This window comes from Paenibacillus sp. J22P15 (assembly GCF_056269345.1).
In genome coordinates this window covers 185,733-202,333 of the sequence record NZ_JBWDNT010000006.1, presented here as the reverse complement: position 1 = coordinate 202,333, position 16,601 = coordinate 185,733, and the positions used below count along the sequence as shown (strand labels likewise).

14 protein-coding genes are annotated in these 16,601 nt (G+C 45.3%); 13 read left to right on the top strand and 1 reads right to left on the bottom strand.

Annotated elements, in window-relative coordinates; genetic code table 11:
* Positions 1 to 61 precede the first annotated feature (61 nt).
* Positions 62 to 1,033 (top strand): nucleoside hydrolase, encoded by a 972-nt coding sequence (locus AC0YN6_RS15830; RefSeq protein ID WP_475747997.1) that lies wholly within the window; start codon positions 62 to 64, stop codon positions 1,031 to 1,033.
* Between the two features lie 66 nt (positions 1,034 to 1,099).
* Here the strand turns inward: AC0YN6_RS15830 and AC0YN6_RS15825 are convergent, their stop codons facing one another.
* Positions 1,100 to 2,416 carry a deoxyguanosinetriphosphate triphosphohydrolase family protein gene (locus tag AC0YN6_RS15825; protein ID WP_475747996.1) on the bottom strand — a complete coding sequence of 439 codons (1,317 nt, stop codon included), beginning with the start codon at positions 2,414 to 2,416 and terminating at the stop codon, positions 1,100 to 1,102.
* 206 nt (positions 2,417 to 2,622) lie between these two features.
* Between AC0YN6_RS15825 and cls the strand changes: the two genes are divergently transcribed.
* The 12 genes from cls (at position 2,623) to AC0YN6_RS15765 (ending at position 16,598) form a co-directional block, all read left to right on the top strand.
* Positions 2,623 to 4,071, top strand: coding sequence for a cardiolipin synthase (gene cls / locus AC0YN6_RS15820; RefSeq protein ID WP_475747993.1), 1,449 nt, complete (start codon positions 2,623 to 2,625; stop codon positions 4,069 to 4,071).
* A gap of 533 nt (positions 4,072 to 4,604) precedes the next feature.
* Entirely contained in the window at positions 4,605 to 4,997 is a 393-nt protein-coding gene (locus AC0YN6_RS15815) for a Fur family transcriptional regulator (RefSeq protein ID WP_475747992.1), read from the top strand.
* The gene (locus AC0YN6_RS15810) at positions 4,976 to 5,803 is read left to right on the top strand and encodes a winged helix-turn-helix transcriptional regulator (protein ID WP_475747991.1); all 828 of its coding nucleotides are present in this window, start codon (positions 4,976 to 4,978) and stop codon (positions 5,801 to 5,803) included. Before AC0YN6_RS15815 ends, AC0YN6_RS15810 begins: the two co-directional genes overlap by 22 nt.
* Before the next feature lie 169 nt (positions 5,804 to 5,972).
* Positions 5,973 to 7,427 carry a catalase gene (locus tag AC0YN6_RS15805; protein WP_475747989.1) on the top strand — a complete coding sequence of 485 codons (1,455 nt, stop codon included), beginning with the start codon at positions 5,973 to 5,975 and terminating at the stop codon, positions 7,425 to 7,427.
* 197 nt (positions 7,428 to 7,624) lie between these two features.
* Complete coding sequence (locus tag AC0YN6_RS15800; RefSeq protein WP_475747987.1) at positions 7,625 to 8,107, top strand: CcdC family protein; 483 nt, start codon at positions 7,625 to 7,627, stop codon at positions 8,105 to 8,107.
* A gap of 18 nt (positions 8,108 to 8,125) precedes the next feature.
* On the top strand, positions 8,126 to 9,472 hold the full coding sequence (locus tag AC0YN6_RS15795; protein WP_475747986.1) for a DUF2252 domain-containing protein: 1,347 nt from the start codon (positions 8,126 to 8,128) through the stop codon (positions 9,470 to 9,472).
* A 231-nt stretch (positions 9,473 to 9,703) separates the two neighbouring features.
* Positions 9,704 to 10,249, top strand: a complete 546-nt coding sequence (locus tag AC0YN6_RS15790) for a glutathione peroxidase (protein ID WP_475747985.1) — start codon at positions 9,704 to 9,706, stop codon at positions 10,247 to 10,249.
* Between the two features lie 1,182 nt (positions 10,250 to 11,431).
* Positions 11,432 to 12,796: a sodium-dependent transporter gene (locus tag AC0YN6_RS15785; RefSeq protein WP_475747984.1), complete on the top strand. Its 1,365-nt coding sequence runs from the start codon at positions 11,432 to 11,434 to the stop codon at positions 12,794 to 12,796.
* 128 nt (positions 12,797 to 12,924) lie between these two features.
* Positions 12,925 to 14,598, top strand: coding sequence for a glutamine--tRNA ligase/YqeY domain fusion protein (locus AC0YN6_RS15780; RefSeq protein ID WP_475747983.1), 1,674 nt, complete (start codon positions 12,925 to 12,927; stop codon positions 14,596 to 14,598).
* A 75-nt stretch (positions 14,599 to 14,673) separates the two neighbouring features.
* Entirely contained in the window at positions 14,674 to 15,267 is a 594-nt protein-coding gene (gene mobA, locus AC0YN6_RS15775; RefSeq protein ID WP_475747982.1) for a molybdenum cofactor guanylyltransferase, read from the top strand.
* A 114-nt stretch (positions 15,268 to 15,381) separates the two neighbouring features.
* Entirely contained in the window at positions 15,382 to 15,888 is a 507-nt protein-coding gene (locus tag AC0YN6_RS15770; RefSeq protein WP_475747980.1) for an N-acetyltransferase family protein, read from the top strand.
* On the top strand, positions 15,885 to 16,598 hold the full coding sequence (locus AC0YN6_RS15765; RefSeq protein ID WP_475747979.1) for a metallophosphoesterase family protein: 714 nt from the start codon (positions 15,885 to 15,887) through the stop codon (positions 16,596 to 16,598). The genes AC0YN6_RS15770 and AC0YN6_RS15765 overlap by 4 nt, the downstream gene beginning before the upstream one ends.
* The last annotated feature ends 3 nt before the right edge of the window (positions 16,599 to 16,601 follow it).

Below are 16,601 nucleotides of genomic sequence, written 5' to 3'. Positions count from 1 at the left end.
CTCCTCCTCTATAGGATGGACAAGCGATATATCGTTTTATACTTAAGGAGGATGGATATATATGGGAGTTAAACTTTACTTTAATCATGACGCCGGCGTAGACGACCTGGTATCACTATTTCTTCTGTTGCAAATGAAAGATGTTGATCTGCTTGGGGTATCTGTTATTCCTGCAGACGGCTATTTGGAGCCTGGCATGAAAGCCAGCTGCAAAATTATTGACCGTTTCGGTGATCCTGCGAAGACAAAATCAATTGAAGTCGCTCGGTCAAATTCACGTGGTGTAAACCCATTCCCTGCTGAATGGCGGATGCATACTTTTTTCGTAGATGCGCTTCCTATTCTTAATGAATCAGGAACGATACACACGAATGTTTCCGCGCTGCCAGCGCATCAACATATGATTGAGCAGCTTCGCAAGTCCGATGAGAAGGTCACTTTGCTCTTCACAGGACCGCTTACTGACTTGGCAAGAGCTTTGGATGAAGCTCCTGATGTGGAAGAGAAAATTGAAAAGCTTGTCTGGATGGGCGGTACGTTTAATGAAAAGGGCAATGTTTCGGAGCCTGAGCATGACGGTACTGCAGAATGGAACGCTTTCTGGGACCCAGAGTCGGTAGATCGCGTATGGGCAAGCGGCATCCCGATCCTGCTTGTTGCACTGGAGAGCACGAACAAAGTACCGCTAACGACCCAAGTACGTAATCGCTGGGCATCCCTCCGCAAGCATGAGGGTCTTGATTTTGTCGGTCAATGTTATGCTGCATGTCCGCCGCTTGTTTATATGGAAACGAATTCGACCTACTATTTGTGGGATGTACTTACAACAGCTGTTGTAGGCAATCCGGATCTTGTTGAGATTAAGACAGTCCATAGCGGTGTGATTAAGGATGGTCCTAGTCAAGGCCGTACGGTTGAGCGTGAAGACGGACGTCCGGTTAGCCTTGTTTATGATGTTGATCCCGTTCGATTCTTCGATTATATTACCGACCTCTCAGCAGGTGCGGTTAGCTACAATATAGATCGTGATTAAGCACTAAAAACAACAAAGCGCAGCAGTGAATGAGGTTAACTCAATCGCCGCTGCGCTTTGTTTGTACTAATCCATCTCATAAATCGATCCTGACTTACTGGCGTAAAGCTCAGCGTATACTTTCTCGGCATATGCATCGGTCATGCCTGAGATATAATCCGCAACAAATCGCGGCCAGCTCCATTTGTTCTTATGAAGCTCATAATTCTCGATCCAGTCCGGCGGGATGATGAGGCGGCCGTACTCGGGCACTTTAAAGCTATCCCAAAGCCGTCTGATCATAATTTCACTGCGCATTTGCAAGCGCTGAACACGGAAATCCTTAATGAGCGTCACCCAAGCAAGCTTCTTCAATATTTCCATCGTTCGCAGCAATTCAATGTCCTGCTGCCCATTGTTCACAAAGGTAACCTTCTTCCAACTTCGGGATGTATCGTCAATGATGCCTACCTTGCCTGCGAACAAGCTGACCCAGCGTGCCTTCATTTCTCTCCTCGTACGGGAGGCTTCGCGATCGCAGCTAATGTATAGCGCTTGCCACTGCTCGAAATAGGATACGAGTACACGCTTCACCATTGCAGGGATGTCAACCTCTCCCCAGCCGATTCCGGTATTGCCTTTATCCTCTACAATTTCCTGAACGACATGATCGATCAGTCTGCTATCCTCAAAAAAGGTACGGTTCATTTGAATTTTACCGGCACGAATACCGTCTTCAATGTCATGTGTGGAATAGGCGATGTCATCGCAAAGGTCCATCAGCTGTGCTTCCAAAGTAGAGCAGCCATCTGGAATTTGCCATGAACGGCGAAGTTGATCGATTTCTCCCCACTCTGTGCTATATAAGCCTTTGAGCCTGGCGGGCTCACTGAGACTAAATGGGTATTTGTTAATAGCGAGCAAGACGGCGGCGGTTAAATCAAGACCGCTTCCGCTTCCTGCGCGTTTCTCTAGAAACATCAAAATGCGAAAATTTTGTGCATTGCCCTCATAAGGTATTCCATACTCTTCCATGAGCAGGCTGTTGAGCACTTCTTCGCCTTTATGCCCAAAAGGAGGATGTCCCAAATCATGCGCGATCGCAGCAATCTCTACGACGGCGGGATCTAATATAAGCCCAGGATGCTCGCGGCGAGTGAGGAATTCATATTGCTTGCCTAGTCTGCGAGCAACCTCGCGCGCAATTTGAGACACTTCAAGGGAATGGGTTAGTCTCGTTCTATAATAATCACCAGAACCTGCGCCAAACACTTGTGATTTGCCCTGCAGGCGGCGAAAAGCGGGTGATTGAATAAGTCGCGCATAATCACGTTCATACTCATCTCGCTCTTCGCTGAAAGTACTGCTCGCTTTCTCGTCCAGTCTAAACTTGCGTATGTCCATCCGAATTCCTCCAGTGCCAAGTATACGGGGGTGTTATTGGAATAATAGGCCCAACCTTTATATGTTGATGATAGAGGATTTTGCCTCTCGTATTAGGAATAAGCCGTTGCTGCTTGAATTGTAGCATATAATCAGGCTTGAACATACATCGTGCTTGGAGTATGATCGCATTATCTTTTACATAAAACTGAGGTGTTATTATTCAAATGTCTATCTTACAAAACGCATCAGCAATTATTATGTTACTTAATATTTTTCTAGCGATTACCGTTATCTTTCTCGAACGGCGCAGCGCTAGCACCACATGGGCATGGCTGATGATCTTATTTTTCATTCCAGTCTTTGGGTTTATCTTGTATTTGATTTTAGGGCAGAAGATACGGAGGCGTAAGCTATATAAGCTGCTTGGTGACAACCAGCGTATTATCGAGCACACGGTCGAGAGGCAAATGCGGCAGCTGCGCGACGACGAAATCGTACATAATGATCCAGCGATGCGCAGCTATCAAGATATGATTTATATGAGTTTGAAGACGAGCTATGCAGTCTATACGACCAACAATGATGTCGAGGTCTATACGGATGGTAAGCAAAAGTTTGACAAACTGCTTAAAGATATAGAAGCCGCTCAGCATCATATTCATCTGGCCTATTACATCGTCCGCGATGATGAGCTTGGCAGAAGATTGGTGAAGGCGCTTGCTGCGAAGGCAGCAGAGGGCGTTGAGGTTAAGTTTTTATATGATCATATAGGAAGCTCCAGTTTGCCGAAGCGGTTTTTTCGGGAGTTGGTCGCAGCCGGCGGGCGTGAGGCAGCTTTTTTTCCATCGCGAATTCCTTATTTGAATTTAAAAATCAACTATCGCAATCATCGCAAGCTCGTAATTGTTGACGGTCAAGTCGGTTATATTGGCGGCTTTAATATCGGTGATGAATATTTGGGTTTAAACAAGCATTTCGGTGAATGGAGAGATACACATCTCAGGGTTCGAGGCAATGCCGTCATGCAAATGCAAGCACAGTTTTTGATGGACTGGAATCTTGCTGCTTCCAGCCGTATAGAGCTTAACGAGCTATATTTCCCGATAATGGGCGATGATGTAGGAACGATAGGGATGCAGCTTGTGGCGAGCGGTCCGGATACGGAATATCAGCAAATTAAAAATGGCTATATTAAAATGATATATTCCGCTCGAAAAACGATCAGCCTGCAATCGCCATATTTTGTTCCGGATGAAAGCCTGATGACCGCTCTAAAAATCGCTGCTCTTTCTGGGGTTGATGTACGTATAATGCTGCCGAGCAAACAGGATCACTTCTTTGTATACTGGGCAACGCATTCTTATTTGGGTGAGCTTCTCGCAGGAGGAGTCAAATGTTATATGTACGAGAAGGGGTTCCTTCATGCCAAAACGCTTGTCATCGACGGTAAAGTGGCATCCGTTGGAACGGCCAATGTTGATATTCGCAGCTTTAAGCTTAATTTCGAGATGAACGCGTTTATCTATGATACGCAGACATCGGAAAAGCTGCAACGTATTTTTGATGCTGATGTTGAACATTGCACGCAGCTAACGGAAGTCATTTATGCTAAGCGGCCTCTTATGAATCGTCTGAAAGAATCAATATCCAGGTTACTCAGTCCAATCCTATAGACATACATAAGAAGGGCTTCTGCTTATCTAAGATAACCAGAAGCCCTTCACCTGCTTGGTAGAGAAATATTCAATTTATTCTAACGCTCCAATCCGCTGTTTGCCTCTTCTTCGTCCTTTCGAATTTGTTACAAACCTTATCGACTTCGATCCTAGCTTTATTGACCTCGATCAACTTCCTTTCGATTTGTTTCAAATTGTTACTTCCTGTAAGTATTTGTTCTCCAAATGGTAAATTACATTGGCTTTCGTTATTGTCCCCGCATGTCCTCTTGTAATTGTATTACTCCTTCCCGAGATCGTGAGACATGCATCGCTAACTTACTTCAATGGGCTATCCCCTCTCGCTTAAGATAGGCTTAGTATACACCTTTGTTTGAATTTTGTAAATATTCAGTTTATTCATATCGACAAAAAATTTAATATTATTTTTTTAGAATAAGGATGATTTAGGAAAGCTAGGAAGGTTGACCGTTTCCCGTCGCTCAATTTATACTTAGTCTAAAATCAGTCATAAAAGGGATGATGTTCTGTTGAACAAAATTAACTTAACGATACAGCGTAAGGCCATATTTGAAGTGGTGCAGCATGCGTCTGATCATCCAACAGCAGCGGATGTTATTGATCGTTTGCGGGATAAAGGCTTCAACTTTGCTTACGGTACTGTTTATAACTCATTGCGTTATTTGACGGACGTGGGGCTCATTCGAGAATTAAAGCTTGGTGAGGCTGTTAGCCGCTATGATGCGCGAACGGATGAGCATCAGCATATTGTTTGCTCCGTGTGTGGCAGAGTGGATGAGGTGATAACCGAATTGCCGAAAGAGTGGTTGGAGAAAGCGTCTTCGGAGACGAAGTATAGAATTGAGCATGTACAGGTCGTATTAGAGGGGGTTTGCGAACCATGCGCGACGAAACAATCATAACAGAGAATGAACCTATAAATGAGGAAGTGCTGCTGGGCAAGAGTGCAGCGGCTGATTATTCAGAGGAGGAGCTGTTTCAAAATGGGATGCTTTGCTCGATTACGCAGCGGGTCATGATTATCAGCCCGCTTCCTGATCGGGTCAAAAGCCTGCTCATCGCTTTGTCATCTGAATGTTTTGATGTGTTTTCACTGCATGATTTCAATAAAAATATGCTGCAGAGCTTGCAGCCGGAGCTCCTCGTATTTGATGCGATCCCCGTCGCCCATGCTGCTGCAAGCCACACGCTGCAGGCAGGTGCAGAATTGTTGGAATCTGCTGAGCTTCACGCGGTTCCTGTTCTCATTCTAATGGATCAGAAATCATATGATAGTCGCGCGACCTTCTCTCTCGGCGCAGCGGAGCTGCTGGTATGGCCGGCTAAACCTGAGCAAGCGATAAAGCAGATCAATCGGATGCTCGAGAATAGACCGACACCCGCTGCAAAAGCTGATAGCGATGTACGAACGTTTAAAGACATTTCGGTTGATCTCAAGAAAATGACTGTTGATCGGGATGGTCAGCGCATTGATCTCACGAAGACGGAATATGATTTGCTGCTGCACTTTATGTCCTCAGACGGCTCTGTTCTTACGCGTGAGTCGTTACTTGATACCGTGTGGGGATTGCAATTCTTTGGAGGCAGCAACTTGGTTGATGCTCATATTAAGAGCCTCCGCAAGAAATTAAAGGACAGTGCTGTTTCGCCAAAATATATCGTTACCGTGCGCGGTGTAGGCTACCGCATTGCAGATATTCGCGACTAATCGTTAGTCGCGTTTTTTTTATGTCTTAGTGAGTATAAGTATGTATGCTTCATGAAACATTCATTTATCTTTCATGATGCATTCATGACAGTCAGCTGGTAATCCGATATGATTATTTTAAAGATTTAGATCAAGTCTAAATATATAAAATAATAGATGAGGTGCTACCATGAAAAACGACATGACAACGAATCAAGGAACACCGGTTGGCGATAATCAAAACTCACGTACTGCGGGTCAGCGCGGACCTGCGTTAATAGAGGATTATCATTTACTTGAGAAGCTGGCACATTTCGATCGGGAGCGTATCCCGGAGCGTGTTGTACATGCACGAGGATCGGGCGCACACGGCGTATTTCGTACCGAGGCTAGCATGAAGGAGTATACAAGTGCTCACTTTATGCAGCAGATGGGAACAGAGACTCCGGTATTTGTCCGGTTCTCAACGGTGATTAACGGGACGGGTTCACCGGAGACGGCGCGCGACCCACGCGGATTCGCAGTGAAGTTTTATACGCAGGAAGGCAATTATGATATCGTTGGCAACCACTTGCCTGTATTTTTCATTCGTGATGCGATGAAGTTCCCTGATATGGTGCATTCCTTAAAGCCAGCGCCGAATACCAATGTTCAAGAGCCGGCACGCTACTGGGATTTCATGACGCTCTCGCCTGAATCGACTCATATGCTCACTTGGTTGTTCTCCGATGACGGAACGCCAGCAACTTACCGTGAAATGGACGGATTCGGCGTACATGCATTCAAATGGATTAATGAGGAAGGTAAGCCGACCTACGTCAAGTATCATTGGAAATCGCTGCAAGGGGTAAGAAACTTTACCGCTGAGGAAGCGAGTGTTATGCAGGGGAAGGACTTTAACCATGCGACACGTGATTTGCATGATGCGATAGAACTCGGCAACTTTCCAGAGTGGGCGCTTCATGTTCAGCTTATGCCAGTTGATCATGTGGAACGGTATGCATTCGACCCGCTAGATCCGACAAAGGTATGGCCAGAGGATATGTACCCGCTGCAAAAGGTTGGTACGATGACGTTAAATCGCAATCCATTCAACTATTTCGCAGAGGTTGAACAGTCGGCGTTCTCTCCAAGTGCGCTAGTGCCAGGAATCGAGCCTTCGGAGGACAAGCTGCTTCAAGGTCGTTTGTTCTCTTATCCAGATACACAGAGGTATCGCCTAGGAGCAAACTACTTGCACATTCAGATAAACTGTCCATATGCACCCGTTCGGAACCATCAACGAGACGGTGCGATGACGATGCAGGCAAATCCTTCTCCAGTGAATTACGAGCCTAACAGCTCATCTGAGAGTCCGAAGGAAGCACCGGTTTATGTTGATTCTTTTGCACACTTACAAGGTACGGCGGGTCGCCAAAAAATCGACAAAACCGACGATTTCTCACAAGCAGGCGAGCGCTACCGCTCACTTCCTGCGGAACAGCAAGCGAATCTTATTGCCAATCTAACTGGTGAGCTGCTGCAGACTAATGACGATATAACGCTCCGTGCTATTTGTAACTTCTTCCGTGCCGATCGTGAATTAGGAATGAAGCTCTCACAGTCGCTTGGCGTTGATATCCGCAAGTTTATACCACAGGGTTAAAATGGCAAGCGAGCAGGGTGATATAAGCGTTAATTTCAAAGTGGAAAGCTTATCGCCCTAAGATAAATAACCAAATGAAGATTTGCAGCGGCCGCGAACCTGCACTATAACGCAATTCACTCCTAAGCGTAAGTTTGCGCTGTTTATGGTTTTGAAGTACGATGGAATAAAGGGTAATGACAAAGGAGAAGTTCGCGGTGCTGCTGTCAACGCAAATCATTCAAGTTGGCTCAATTATAATATCGGCTTTGGCGGGGCTTACACTTATTGTCTTTCGTATGCGCGCTGGAAAACGCCCGACCTCATTGCGTAAAATCGTTATACCGCCGTTAGGCATGGCAACAGGATTCATCATGTTTGTCTTCTCCCCGACTCATATTGCATGGTTTTGGGGGCTGACCGCTTTCTTAACGGGCATGTTGATCTTTGCATTCCCGCTTATCGTTACGACAAGATTGGAGCGTGTTGAATCAGACATCTATGTCAGGCGCTCGAAGGCGTTTATTTTTATTATGCTGACGCTTTTTGTTATTCGGCTTTCTCTGCATGGAGTCGTTGAGCAGTATATGTCGATTCCGCAAACCGGGGCTATTTTCTATTTGCTGGCTTTTGGCATGATAATACCTTGGCGTTTAGCTATGATTAGTGATTATATGCGACTGCAAAAAGTAGAATTATAGGTCAATGGGGGAGAATATATGGATCCGAAGCTGACAGAACGAGTAAAGCTAACCCAGAACAAACTTAGAAGACGGACATTATCTGCTATTTTTCAAGAATTTGATCAAAAAATTATGAAGCTTGAGCGCGGCAAACGTGAAGAGAAGTATCTTAAAATGTCGGAAACGGCATTTTCCTTCTTTCGCGGCAGCGCTTATTTGTTTTATTTTGACGCATCACGGATATGGTTTCCTTATCATACGCCAATAGACCGTCCTACGTGGATTCAGGGTGATTTGCACTTTGAGAACTTTGGAGCTTTCCGCAATGAACAAGGTACGCTTGTCTATGACGTGAATGATTTTGATGAAGGCTACTTGGGCTCGTATTTGTACGATTTGATGAGAATGTCGGTAAGTATAGCACTCGTCGGCAGAATTAAGGGGCAGAGCCACGCTAATCAGATCAGCTCAATTGAAGCTTATCTATTGGCCTATTCAAAGCAGATGCGCCGATTCGTAAAGGGTAAGGATGACCCCAGCACGTATATGATTGATATGGAGCGGGCGGAGGGCCCAGTTAAGAAACTGCTCAAAAAACTGCAAAAGCGCAAGGAACAACATTTCCTCGAAAAGGTAACGGCGCTCGTGCAGGAGCATCGGCAGTTTGCAACGACAGATGAAATTGTTTCGCCAACGGATGAGGAACGGGAAGCATTACTGGAAGCTTGGCCGATGTATCTGGAGACAGTAGCGGCGGATGACACGGAGGAATTGCGTCATTTTCAGGTGAAGGACATTGCGGTGAAACACGGCTCTGGAACGGCATCCATTGGGCTAGACAGGTTCTATATTTTAATTGAAGCGGGCGAGGATGCTCTGGATGAGGATGATATTGTGCTCGAGGTGAAGGAGGTACGCGTACCTGTTCCAGCGTACTTTATGCCGTATGACGAGACATTTTGGTCCATGTTTGAGCATCAGGGAAAACGAGTAACGATGACACAAAGAGCGATGCATCATGAATCAGATCCTTATCTAGGATGGTTATCGATGGGTGATCGGCAGTTTTATGTGCGTGAGCGATCACCGTATAAGAAGAGGCTTAAGCTCGAAGCTCTTAATACGGCAGGCGATTTGTTGCCAGTCACGACGAGTATGGGAAGATTGACTGCCAAGATGCATGCGCGTGCAGATGCGGATGTTGCGGAAGGTATTCTCGCATATCATAGTGAGATTGAGATCGTACAGGCGATGGGCGACGACGAGGATGCTTTCTGTACATCTATTGCGAATTGGGCGCTCTCCTATGCGGATCAAGTCGAGCAGGATTATGCTTTATTCACGGAATGGCTGATCGGAAGAAGGAAACAACCGCAATCATAAATAAGATAATTAGATTAGGACTGCACTCAGGGCGTGAAGGAACTCGCATGAGAAGCAGTCCTTTTGTATGTCAGATAGAAGTATGTGATATTTTTTTCAAAACGATGTGTGATTCCTTTAAAAAGTTAAGGTTTGACAATGCTCTGTTTTTAATGGTATTCTACTTTGGTAATTAAATTGTATACAATTTAATTTATTAAAACTCATACAAACTAGAGGAGGCAAATAACAATGAGCATTTACTCACATGAGCTGGAGAATATTAAAGGTGAACAAGTAAGCATGGAACAATATAAGGGCAAGGTGCTAATCGTCGTCAACACAGCCAGCAAATGCGGATTTACACCGCAATACGCAGATTTGCAAAAACTATATGTGGAATATAAAGATCAAGGCTTGGAGATTCTTGGTTTCCCAAGCAATCAATTTGGCGAACAGGAGCCTGGTGCGAACTCAGATGTGCAACATTTTTGCCAGTTGAACTACGGGGTTACCTTCCCTCTCTTTGCGAAAACAGACGTACGGGACGAAACAGCTCACCCTCTCTTCAAGCAATTAACGGAGGAAGCACCTTTCGATGGTTTTGATACCACCACCCCTAGCGGTAAAATGCTTAATGCTTTCCTTACAGAGAAGCTGCCGCATTTCCTCGAGGGCAACTCAGTCAAATGGAACTTCACAAAATTCCTCATCGATCGGGAAGGCAATGTAGTAAATCGGTTCGAATCGACCGATGAGCCTTCGGATATGAGAGCCAATATCGAGCAGCTGCTTTAGTGCTCCCTCACTAAAAAATGAAATAGATGCGGCTTCCCGGCGAAAAAAAGCCCATTTAATGGTTGATTTGGTCGTTTTGCAGGGAGAATTAGCGTTTGTTGACGAAAAGAGCCTTGCGAGAGCTGGGGGCTGTTCGGAGAACGACTCCCTGAATACGTTAAATAAGATGATGCGTCATAAGCTTGACTTAGAAACAGTCACTACGATGCAGCTGGGGTGCAGAAGCCGTAATCTATTGTGAAATGGTATTGCAACGGAGGTCGTAGCGTAGAGAGCTTCACCATGGCACCACCCGCTCCTGCACTCGTGGAGTCCTTAATGCAGAAAATGAGTGACGCCACAGAAAGTTAGAAAGTCGGGGCATCAACTATTGGACGTGCTTTCTATTTCACTATGTGCTCTATTACCTCATTTCCCTTCTGAATGAATGCCGCTTTTCATATATTCGTTTGTTTATATAAAGGGTTGGAAATGGACAGAAACGATTAAATCGTTCTGTCCGTTTTTTTGTGGTTCTTTAGGGAGGGATAGTAGAATTCTTGATAGTTACAGTGTGTAAATAAAGTTTAAAATGTGCAATTAATTTTATGGAAATTGAGTGAGGTGTTAGTATATTCCCTTTATTAATTAGTTTTTTATTTTATTTGTATAGTTTTATTGAAAAATTGATAGGGTTTTATTATGCATAAAAGATATTGAGGATTATGCTCCGATGAGATCAAATTACATGGATAATAGCGATGGCTTAGCTGTAAATAGTATGTGTGAAATATGCTTTGTTTTATGAGGTGGATCTTCCTGTGGAAGTTGATCTAATTACTAAATACATCTGATTCTAATGTGCCTTATTCAGAGCAAATCACGGCACATTAACTCGTCTGTTCAGTTAATGTGCTTTGCTATTTTTCTCTGAAATTTCATAACGGGTGCAGTTACCATTACAAGTTCTCCCCAATTACTTACTATTCCATCCGGCTGGGCTTTTACCTCTCCCAAAATATCCAACCCGTCGTCTTCTTGCCCATCCTCCCATGCATGCAGCTTGGATCTTGTGTTCGCTTTTTATGAAGCCTATGCACGGTTTGCATGTACGCATGCAGATATATTTTTCAAAAAAGGTTATACTACCCATCGGAGCATTTGATAAGTCGCAGACAGCACAGACTACAGGAGGAATGACTTATGAAGGATCAAAATCAAGGAGGACCCCCGCAGAGCGGGGAAAGTGGTACAGGGGAGAGATTTACGTCCTCAGGATTTATTTTGGCAGCAATTGGCAGTGCGGTTGGGCTTGGGAACATGTGGAAATTTCCATATCTTACGGGCAAATATGGAGGAGCGGCCTTTTTCCTTCTCTTTTTTATATGCATGCTGCTCATTGGACTGCCGGTGCTACTCGCCGAGCTATCAGTAGGTCGAGGCGGCCGCGGCAATGCGTCCTCTTCGTTCACTCGGCTGGGTGCTCATAAGATGTGGAGCGGTTTTGGCGCTATTATCGTACTCGGGGCATTCGTAATATTGTCCTTCTATGCGATAGTCGCTGGTTGGACTTTGCATTATGCGATGCTTTCCTTTACGGGGCAGCTATTTGAAAACAATGATTTTGCTGGGCAGTTCAGTGATTTTAATTCAAGCTGGATGCCTGTATTCTGGCAATTCATCGTCATGCTTTTGACAGGTCTTATCATTATTCGAGGTGTATCGGCCGGTATCGAAAAGGTCAATAAAATTTTTATTCCAGGGCTGCTTATATTGCTCATTGTCCTTTGCGTACGAGTATTGTCATTAGAAGGGGCTGGAGAGGGCGCTGCTTTTTTCCTAATGCCTGATTTTAGCAAGCTGACAGCGGAGTCTGCATTCGTTGCGCTTGGTCATGCCTTTCTTTCTTTATCGCTTGGAATGGGGACCATCATCACTTATGGGGCTTATGTAGATAAACGGCAATCGCTTGGAATGGCAACGGCAGCAGTAGGAACAGGTAATATCATTTATGCTCTTCTTGCCGGCTTGATTATTTTTCCTACAACGTTTGTATTCGGATTTGAAGAAACACAAGGACCAGGTCTCGTATTCGTAGCATTGCCGGCCGCTTTCTCAGCGATGCCGCTAGGTTGGCTGTTTGGGGGATTGTTCTTTGTTATGATTGCCTTTGCTTCGTTGACATCGACGATCTCGCTTCTTGAAGTGCCGGTTGCTTATGTTCGTGAAAAATTTGGTTGGAGCCGCAGCTTCTCGGTTGTTTTGTTGACGTTTCTATGTTTCCTTATCGGTGTGCCATCAGCCTTATCTCTTGGAGATAAAGTGCCGTGGCTCACGTTTAACGGCAGGTCTTTTTTTGATTGGGTTGATTTTGTATGTACAAACATCGTGCTTCCGCTTGGCGGACTGGTCACGACTATATTTGTTGGATATGTATGGAAGGGCGGATCTGAGGAGTCAGGTTTAACTGGATGGCTGCTGCGGTTATGGTTATTCATGCTGCGATATGTAGCTCCTATTTTGGTATTGCTCGTATTTCTCTACTCGTCTGGTATTATCGGATTTTAACGCTTCCGGTCTGCTAGGTTCACCAGCCTTCTTACGAAAGAAGTTGATCTATACAGAGTATTATAATTTCACGGGAATTTGTGTATTATAAGAGGATAAATATTTTCCGTGGGAAAGGTTGGTCGCAGATGGAGAATGCAGTAGAGAATAAGTCCTCATCCTCGAATTTCATAAAAAACATAGTAGTCGAAGATTTGAAGAGCGGCCATGTGCAAGAAATTGTCACTCGGTTTCCGCCAGAGCCTAACGGCTATTTGCATATTGGACACGCCAAGTCGATTTGCCTGAACTTTGAGCTGGCAGATGAATTCAAGGGCAGGACAAATTTGCGTTTTGATGATACGAATCCATTAAAAGAAGATACTGAGTACGTGGAATCCATACAAGAGGACGTTCGCTGGCTTGGTTTTGAGTGGGACGAGCTTCGTTTTGCTTCGGATTATTTTGAAGAGCTTTACAATCGTGCAGTGCTGCTTATCCAGAAGGGTAAAGCCTTTGTTTGCGATCTAACGGCTGAGCAAATGCGCGAATATCGCGGTACGCTTACAGAGCCGGGCAAGGAAAGTCCGTTTCGGAACCGTACTGTAGAAGAAAACCTTGATTTATTCGCGCGTATGCGCGCGGGTGAGTTCAAGGACGGAGAAAAGGTGCTGCGTGCCAAGATTGATATGGCTTCACCAAATATCACTTTGCGTGATCCGGTTTTGTATCGCATTTCGCATACGCATCATCACCGTACGGGCGACGCTTGGTGTATCTATCCGATGTATGATTATGCTCACCCTCTAAGCGATGCAATTGAAGGTATTACGCATTCGATTTGCACGCTAGAGTTTGAAGATCACCGTCCACTTTACGATTGGACGATAGCAGAGTGCGAGATGGCAGCTGCGCCGCATCAATATGAATTTGCCCGTCTGAATGTGACTAACACGGTCATGAGTAAACGTAAGCTCAAGCAATTGGTGGATGAAGCAGCTGTTGACGGCTGGGATGATCCTCGTATGCCAACGATTAGCGGCTTGCGCCGTAAAGGCTACACACCGGAATCTCTGCGTGCTTTCTGTCGTGAGATCGGCGTGTCAAAGAGCAACAGCCTTGTGGACGAGCGTAACCTTGAGCATTTTATAAGAGAAGACTTGAAGCTGAAGGCGCTTCGTACGATGGCAGTATTACGCCCGCTTAAAGTGGTCATTACGAATTATCCGGAAGGCCAAACCGAACTGCTCGATGCTGAAAATAATGCAGAAAATGAAGCGATGGGTATGCGCCAAATCCCGTTTTCACGAGAGATTTACATTGAACAGGACGATTTTATGGAAAATCCTCCAAACAAATATTTCCGTCTCTTCCCTGGTAACGAAGTGCGTTTGAAGCATGCTTACTTTATTACGTGCCAAGAGGTTATCAAGGATGCAGAGGGTAATGTGATCGAGCTTCACTGCACGTACGATGTGAAGACGAAGAGCGGATCAGGCTTTAACGAGCGTAAAGTTAAAGGAACGATTCATTGGGTAGAAGCTTCTCAAGCGGTTGCTGCGGAGTTTGGATTGTTTGAACCGCTTATTACGAGTGATGCAGAAGAGGAAGGCAAGCCTTTCATGGAATGTATCAATCCGAATTCTCTTGAAGTGCTTCAAGGCTTCGTGGAGCCCAATATGAAAGATGCAGCAGGCGGCGATAAGTTCCAATTTTTCCGCCACGGCTATTTTAATGTAGATCCAAAGGATACGACTGGCGAGAAGCTTGCCTTCAACCGAATTGTTTCACTGAAGAGCTCGTTCGATCCGTCCAAAGCGTAAGATGAGCAAATCAAAGAAGCCTGCCTGCCTAACCGCTTGGCAGGCTTTCTTGCTATTCAGAGGGAGGGCGGAGAAATGGCGAACCAGAACGTTAATGGATTGATACTAGCTGGCGGGTTAAGCTCTCGGATGGGGACCGATAAAGCGCTGCTGCTCATAGAAGGAAAGCCGCTGCTATATAGGCTTGCAGAACAATTAACGGGACTTGTGCAGCATGTGGTTATTTCAGTTGGATCGTTGCAGCGTGAGGAGCTTTATCGTGAAAGCCTCGGCGAATTAGCGGATAAGGTAAGCTTCGTGACGGATCGTTATCCAGAGTGTGGACCGTTATCTGGACTTCATGCAGGTTTGTCCTTCATAGCCGAAGGTTACGTGTTTGTTATGGCTTGCGACATGCCGAGATTGTCAGAAGAGCTGTTAGCAAAGCTGGTGGCTCACGCGGATGGCGAATCAGAAGTCATCCATGTACCCGGTCAGCCGTTCCATGCTCTCTATCATGCTGGAATTGTTTTGCAAATAGAAGAAGCGCTCAAAACGCAGGATTATCGGTTAATGGGGCTGATTCGCAGCGTGAAAACGCAGGAGGTTACGCCGCATGAGAAGCTTGGCGCTTCGATCTTTACTAATCTCAATACGCCGGCAGACTACAATAGATTTATAGCTGAGTAAGGTTTATGGATAGGTGCTTAAACATTATGCGTTGTGATATAATTTGTCAAAGTTAGGAGAGGCCTATATGCGGCAGTATCCATTATCGACATAGAAGGATTAGAGGTGGCGAGCATGTCTAGACAGCTCCAATATGAGATTATTGATGCACAGCTGGATGATTTGGAGCGAATTGTTGAAATTTACAATTCTACCATTGCAAGCAGAATGGTAACAGCGGATTTGTCGCCAGCGACAACAGCCAGCAAAAAAGCTTGGTTTGATGATCATTCTCCTGATTTTAGGCCGCTGTGGGTACTGCGTATTGATGGGGAAATCGCTGCGTGGTTTAGCTTTCAATCGTTTTATGGACGGCCAGCTTACAACGCAACAGCTGAAATAAGCATTTATATAGCGGAGCAATATCGCAAGCTTGGCCTTGGTTCAGTTCTGATCCAGAAAGCGATTGACGAATGTCCACGCCTAGGGTTAAGTACACTGCTTGGTTTTGTGTTTGGACATAATGAGCCAAGCTTGGCGCTGCTGCGTAAGTTTGGATTTGAGGTGTGGGGTCATTTACCTAAGGTTGCGATTCTCGATGGCGTAGAAAGAGATCTGGTGATCTCGGGGAGGCGTATATGAAGCGAACGCTGGTTATTAGTGATATTCATGGTTGTTATACACCGTTTAACGATTTGCTTGCACTTATGAATTATTGTCCTGGAGAGGATCAGCTCATGCTGCTCGGCGATTTTGTCGATCGCGGTCCACAAAGCAGAGAAGTGGTGGAGCAGGTCATCGACTTAGTTCAGAAGGATGGAGCGATTGCCATTCAGGGCAATCACGATGAGAGGCTCGTTGATGTTATGCTGGAGCGAAGCGAGCAGGCGCTGCTCAAATTTGCTAGTCACGGCGGCAGGCAAACTGCTGAGAGCTATGCCGGAATCAAGCAGGGGCCGGTTGAGTACGTTATTGATCAGGCGAAAACAGCGGTTCAGGAGAAATACTCGCATCATATGACTTTTCTAGATAACCTGCCTTATTATCATGAGGACGAGCACTTTATATATGTTCATGCGGGTCTTAATCCAAATTACTTGAATTGGAAGGAGCAGCCCGCCAGAGATTTTCTTTACATAAAGCAGCCGTTCCTTGTGAGGCCGACCAATGTGAAAAAAACTGTTATTTTTGGTCATACCAAAGCAATAGATATTCATGGGAATCCAGAAATATGGTTCGGTCAGGGTAAAATTGGCATTGACGGCGGATGTGCTTCAGGACATCAGCTTAATGGACTAGCGATTACAGGAGCAGCAGAGTTTAACGTCTATTCTGTACCTTGGAGGCTGTAGGCG

Excerpts from the sequence above, each read along its gene's own strand:
- AC0YN6_RS15825 (WP_475747996.1), bottom strand. The coding sequence starts at position 2,416 with ATGGACATACGCAAGTTTAGACTGGACGAGAAAGCGAGCAGTACTTTC.
- AC0YN6_RS15770 (WP_475747980.1), top strand. The coding sequence starts at position 15,382 with ATGTCTAGACAGCTCCAATATGAGATTATTGATGCACAGCTGGATGAT.
- AC0YN6_RS15805 (WP_475747989.1), top strand. The coding sequence starts at position 5,973 with ATGAAAAACGACATGACAACGAATCAAGGAACACCGGTTGGCGATAAT.
- AC0YN6_RS15765 (WP_475747979.1), top strand. The coding sequence starts at position 15,885 with ATGAAGCGAACGCTGGTTATTAGTGATATTCATGGTTGTTATACACCG.
- AC0YN6_RS15780 (WP_475747983.1), top strand. The coding sequence starts at position 12,925 with ATGGAGAATGCAGTAGAGAATAAGTCCTCATCCTCGAATTTCATAAAA.
- mobA (WP_475747982.1), top strand. The coding sequence starts at position 14,674 with ATGGCGAACCAGAACGTTAATGGATTGATACTAGCTGGCGGGTTAAGC.
- AC0YN6_RS15785 (WP_475747984.1), top strand. The coding sequence starts at position 11,432 with ATGAAGGATCAAAATCAAGGAGGACCCCCGCAGAGCGGGGAAAGTGGT.
- AC0YN6_RS15790 (WP_475747985.1), top strand. The coding sequence starts at position 9,704 with ATGAGCATTTACTCACATGAGCTGGAGAATATTAAAGGTGAACAAGTA.
- AC0YN6_RS15830 (WP_475747997.1), top strand. The coding sequence starts at position 62 with ATGGGAGTTAAACTTTACTTTAATCATGACGCCGGCGTAGACGACCTG.
- cls (WP_475747993.1), top strand. The coding sequence starts at position 2,623 with ATGTCTATCTTACAAAACGCATCAGCAATTATTATGTTACTTAATATT.
- AC0YN6_RS15795 (WP_475747986.1), top strand. The coding sequence starts at position 8,126 with ATGGATCCGAAGCTGACAGAACGAGTAAAGCTAACCCAGAACAAACTT.
- AC0YN6_RS15810 (WP_475747991.1), top strand. The coding sequence starts at position 4,976 with ATGCGCGACGAAACAATCATAACAGAGAATGAACCTATAAATGAGGAA.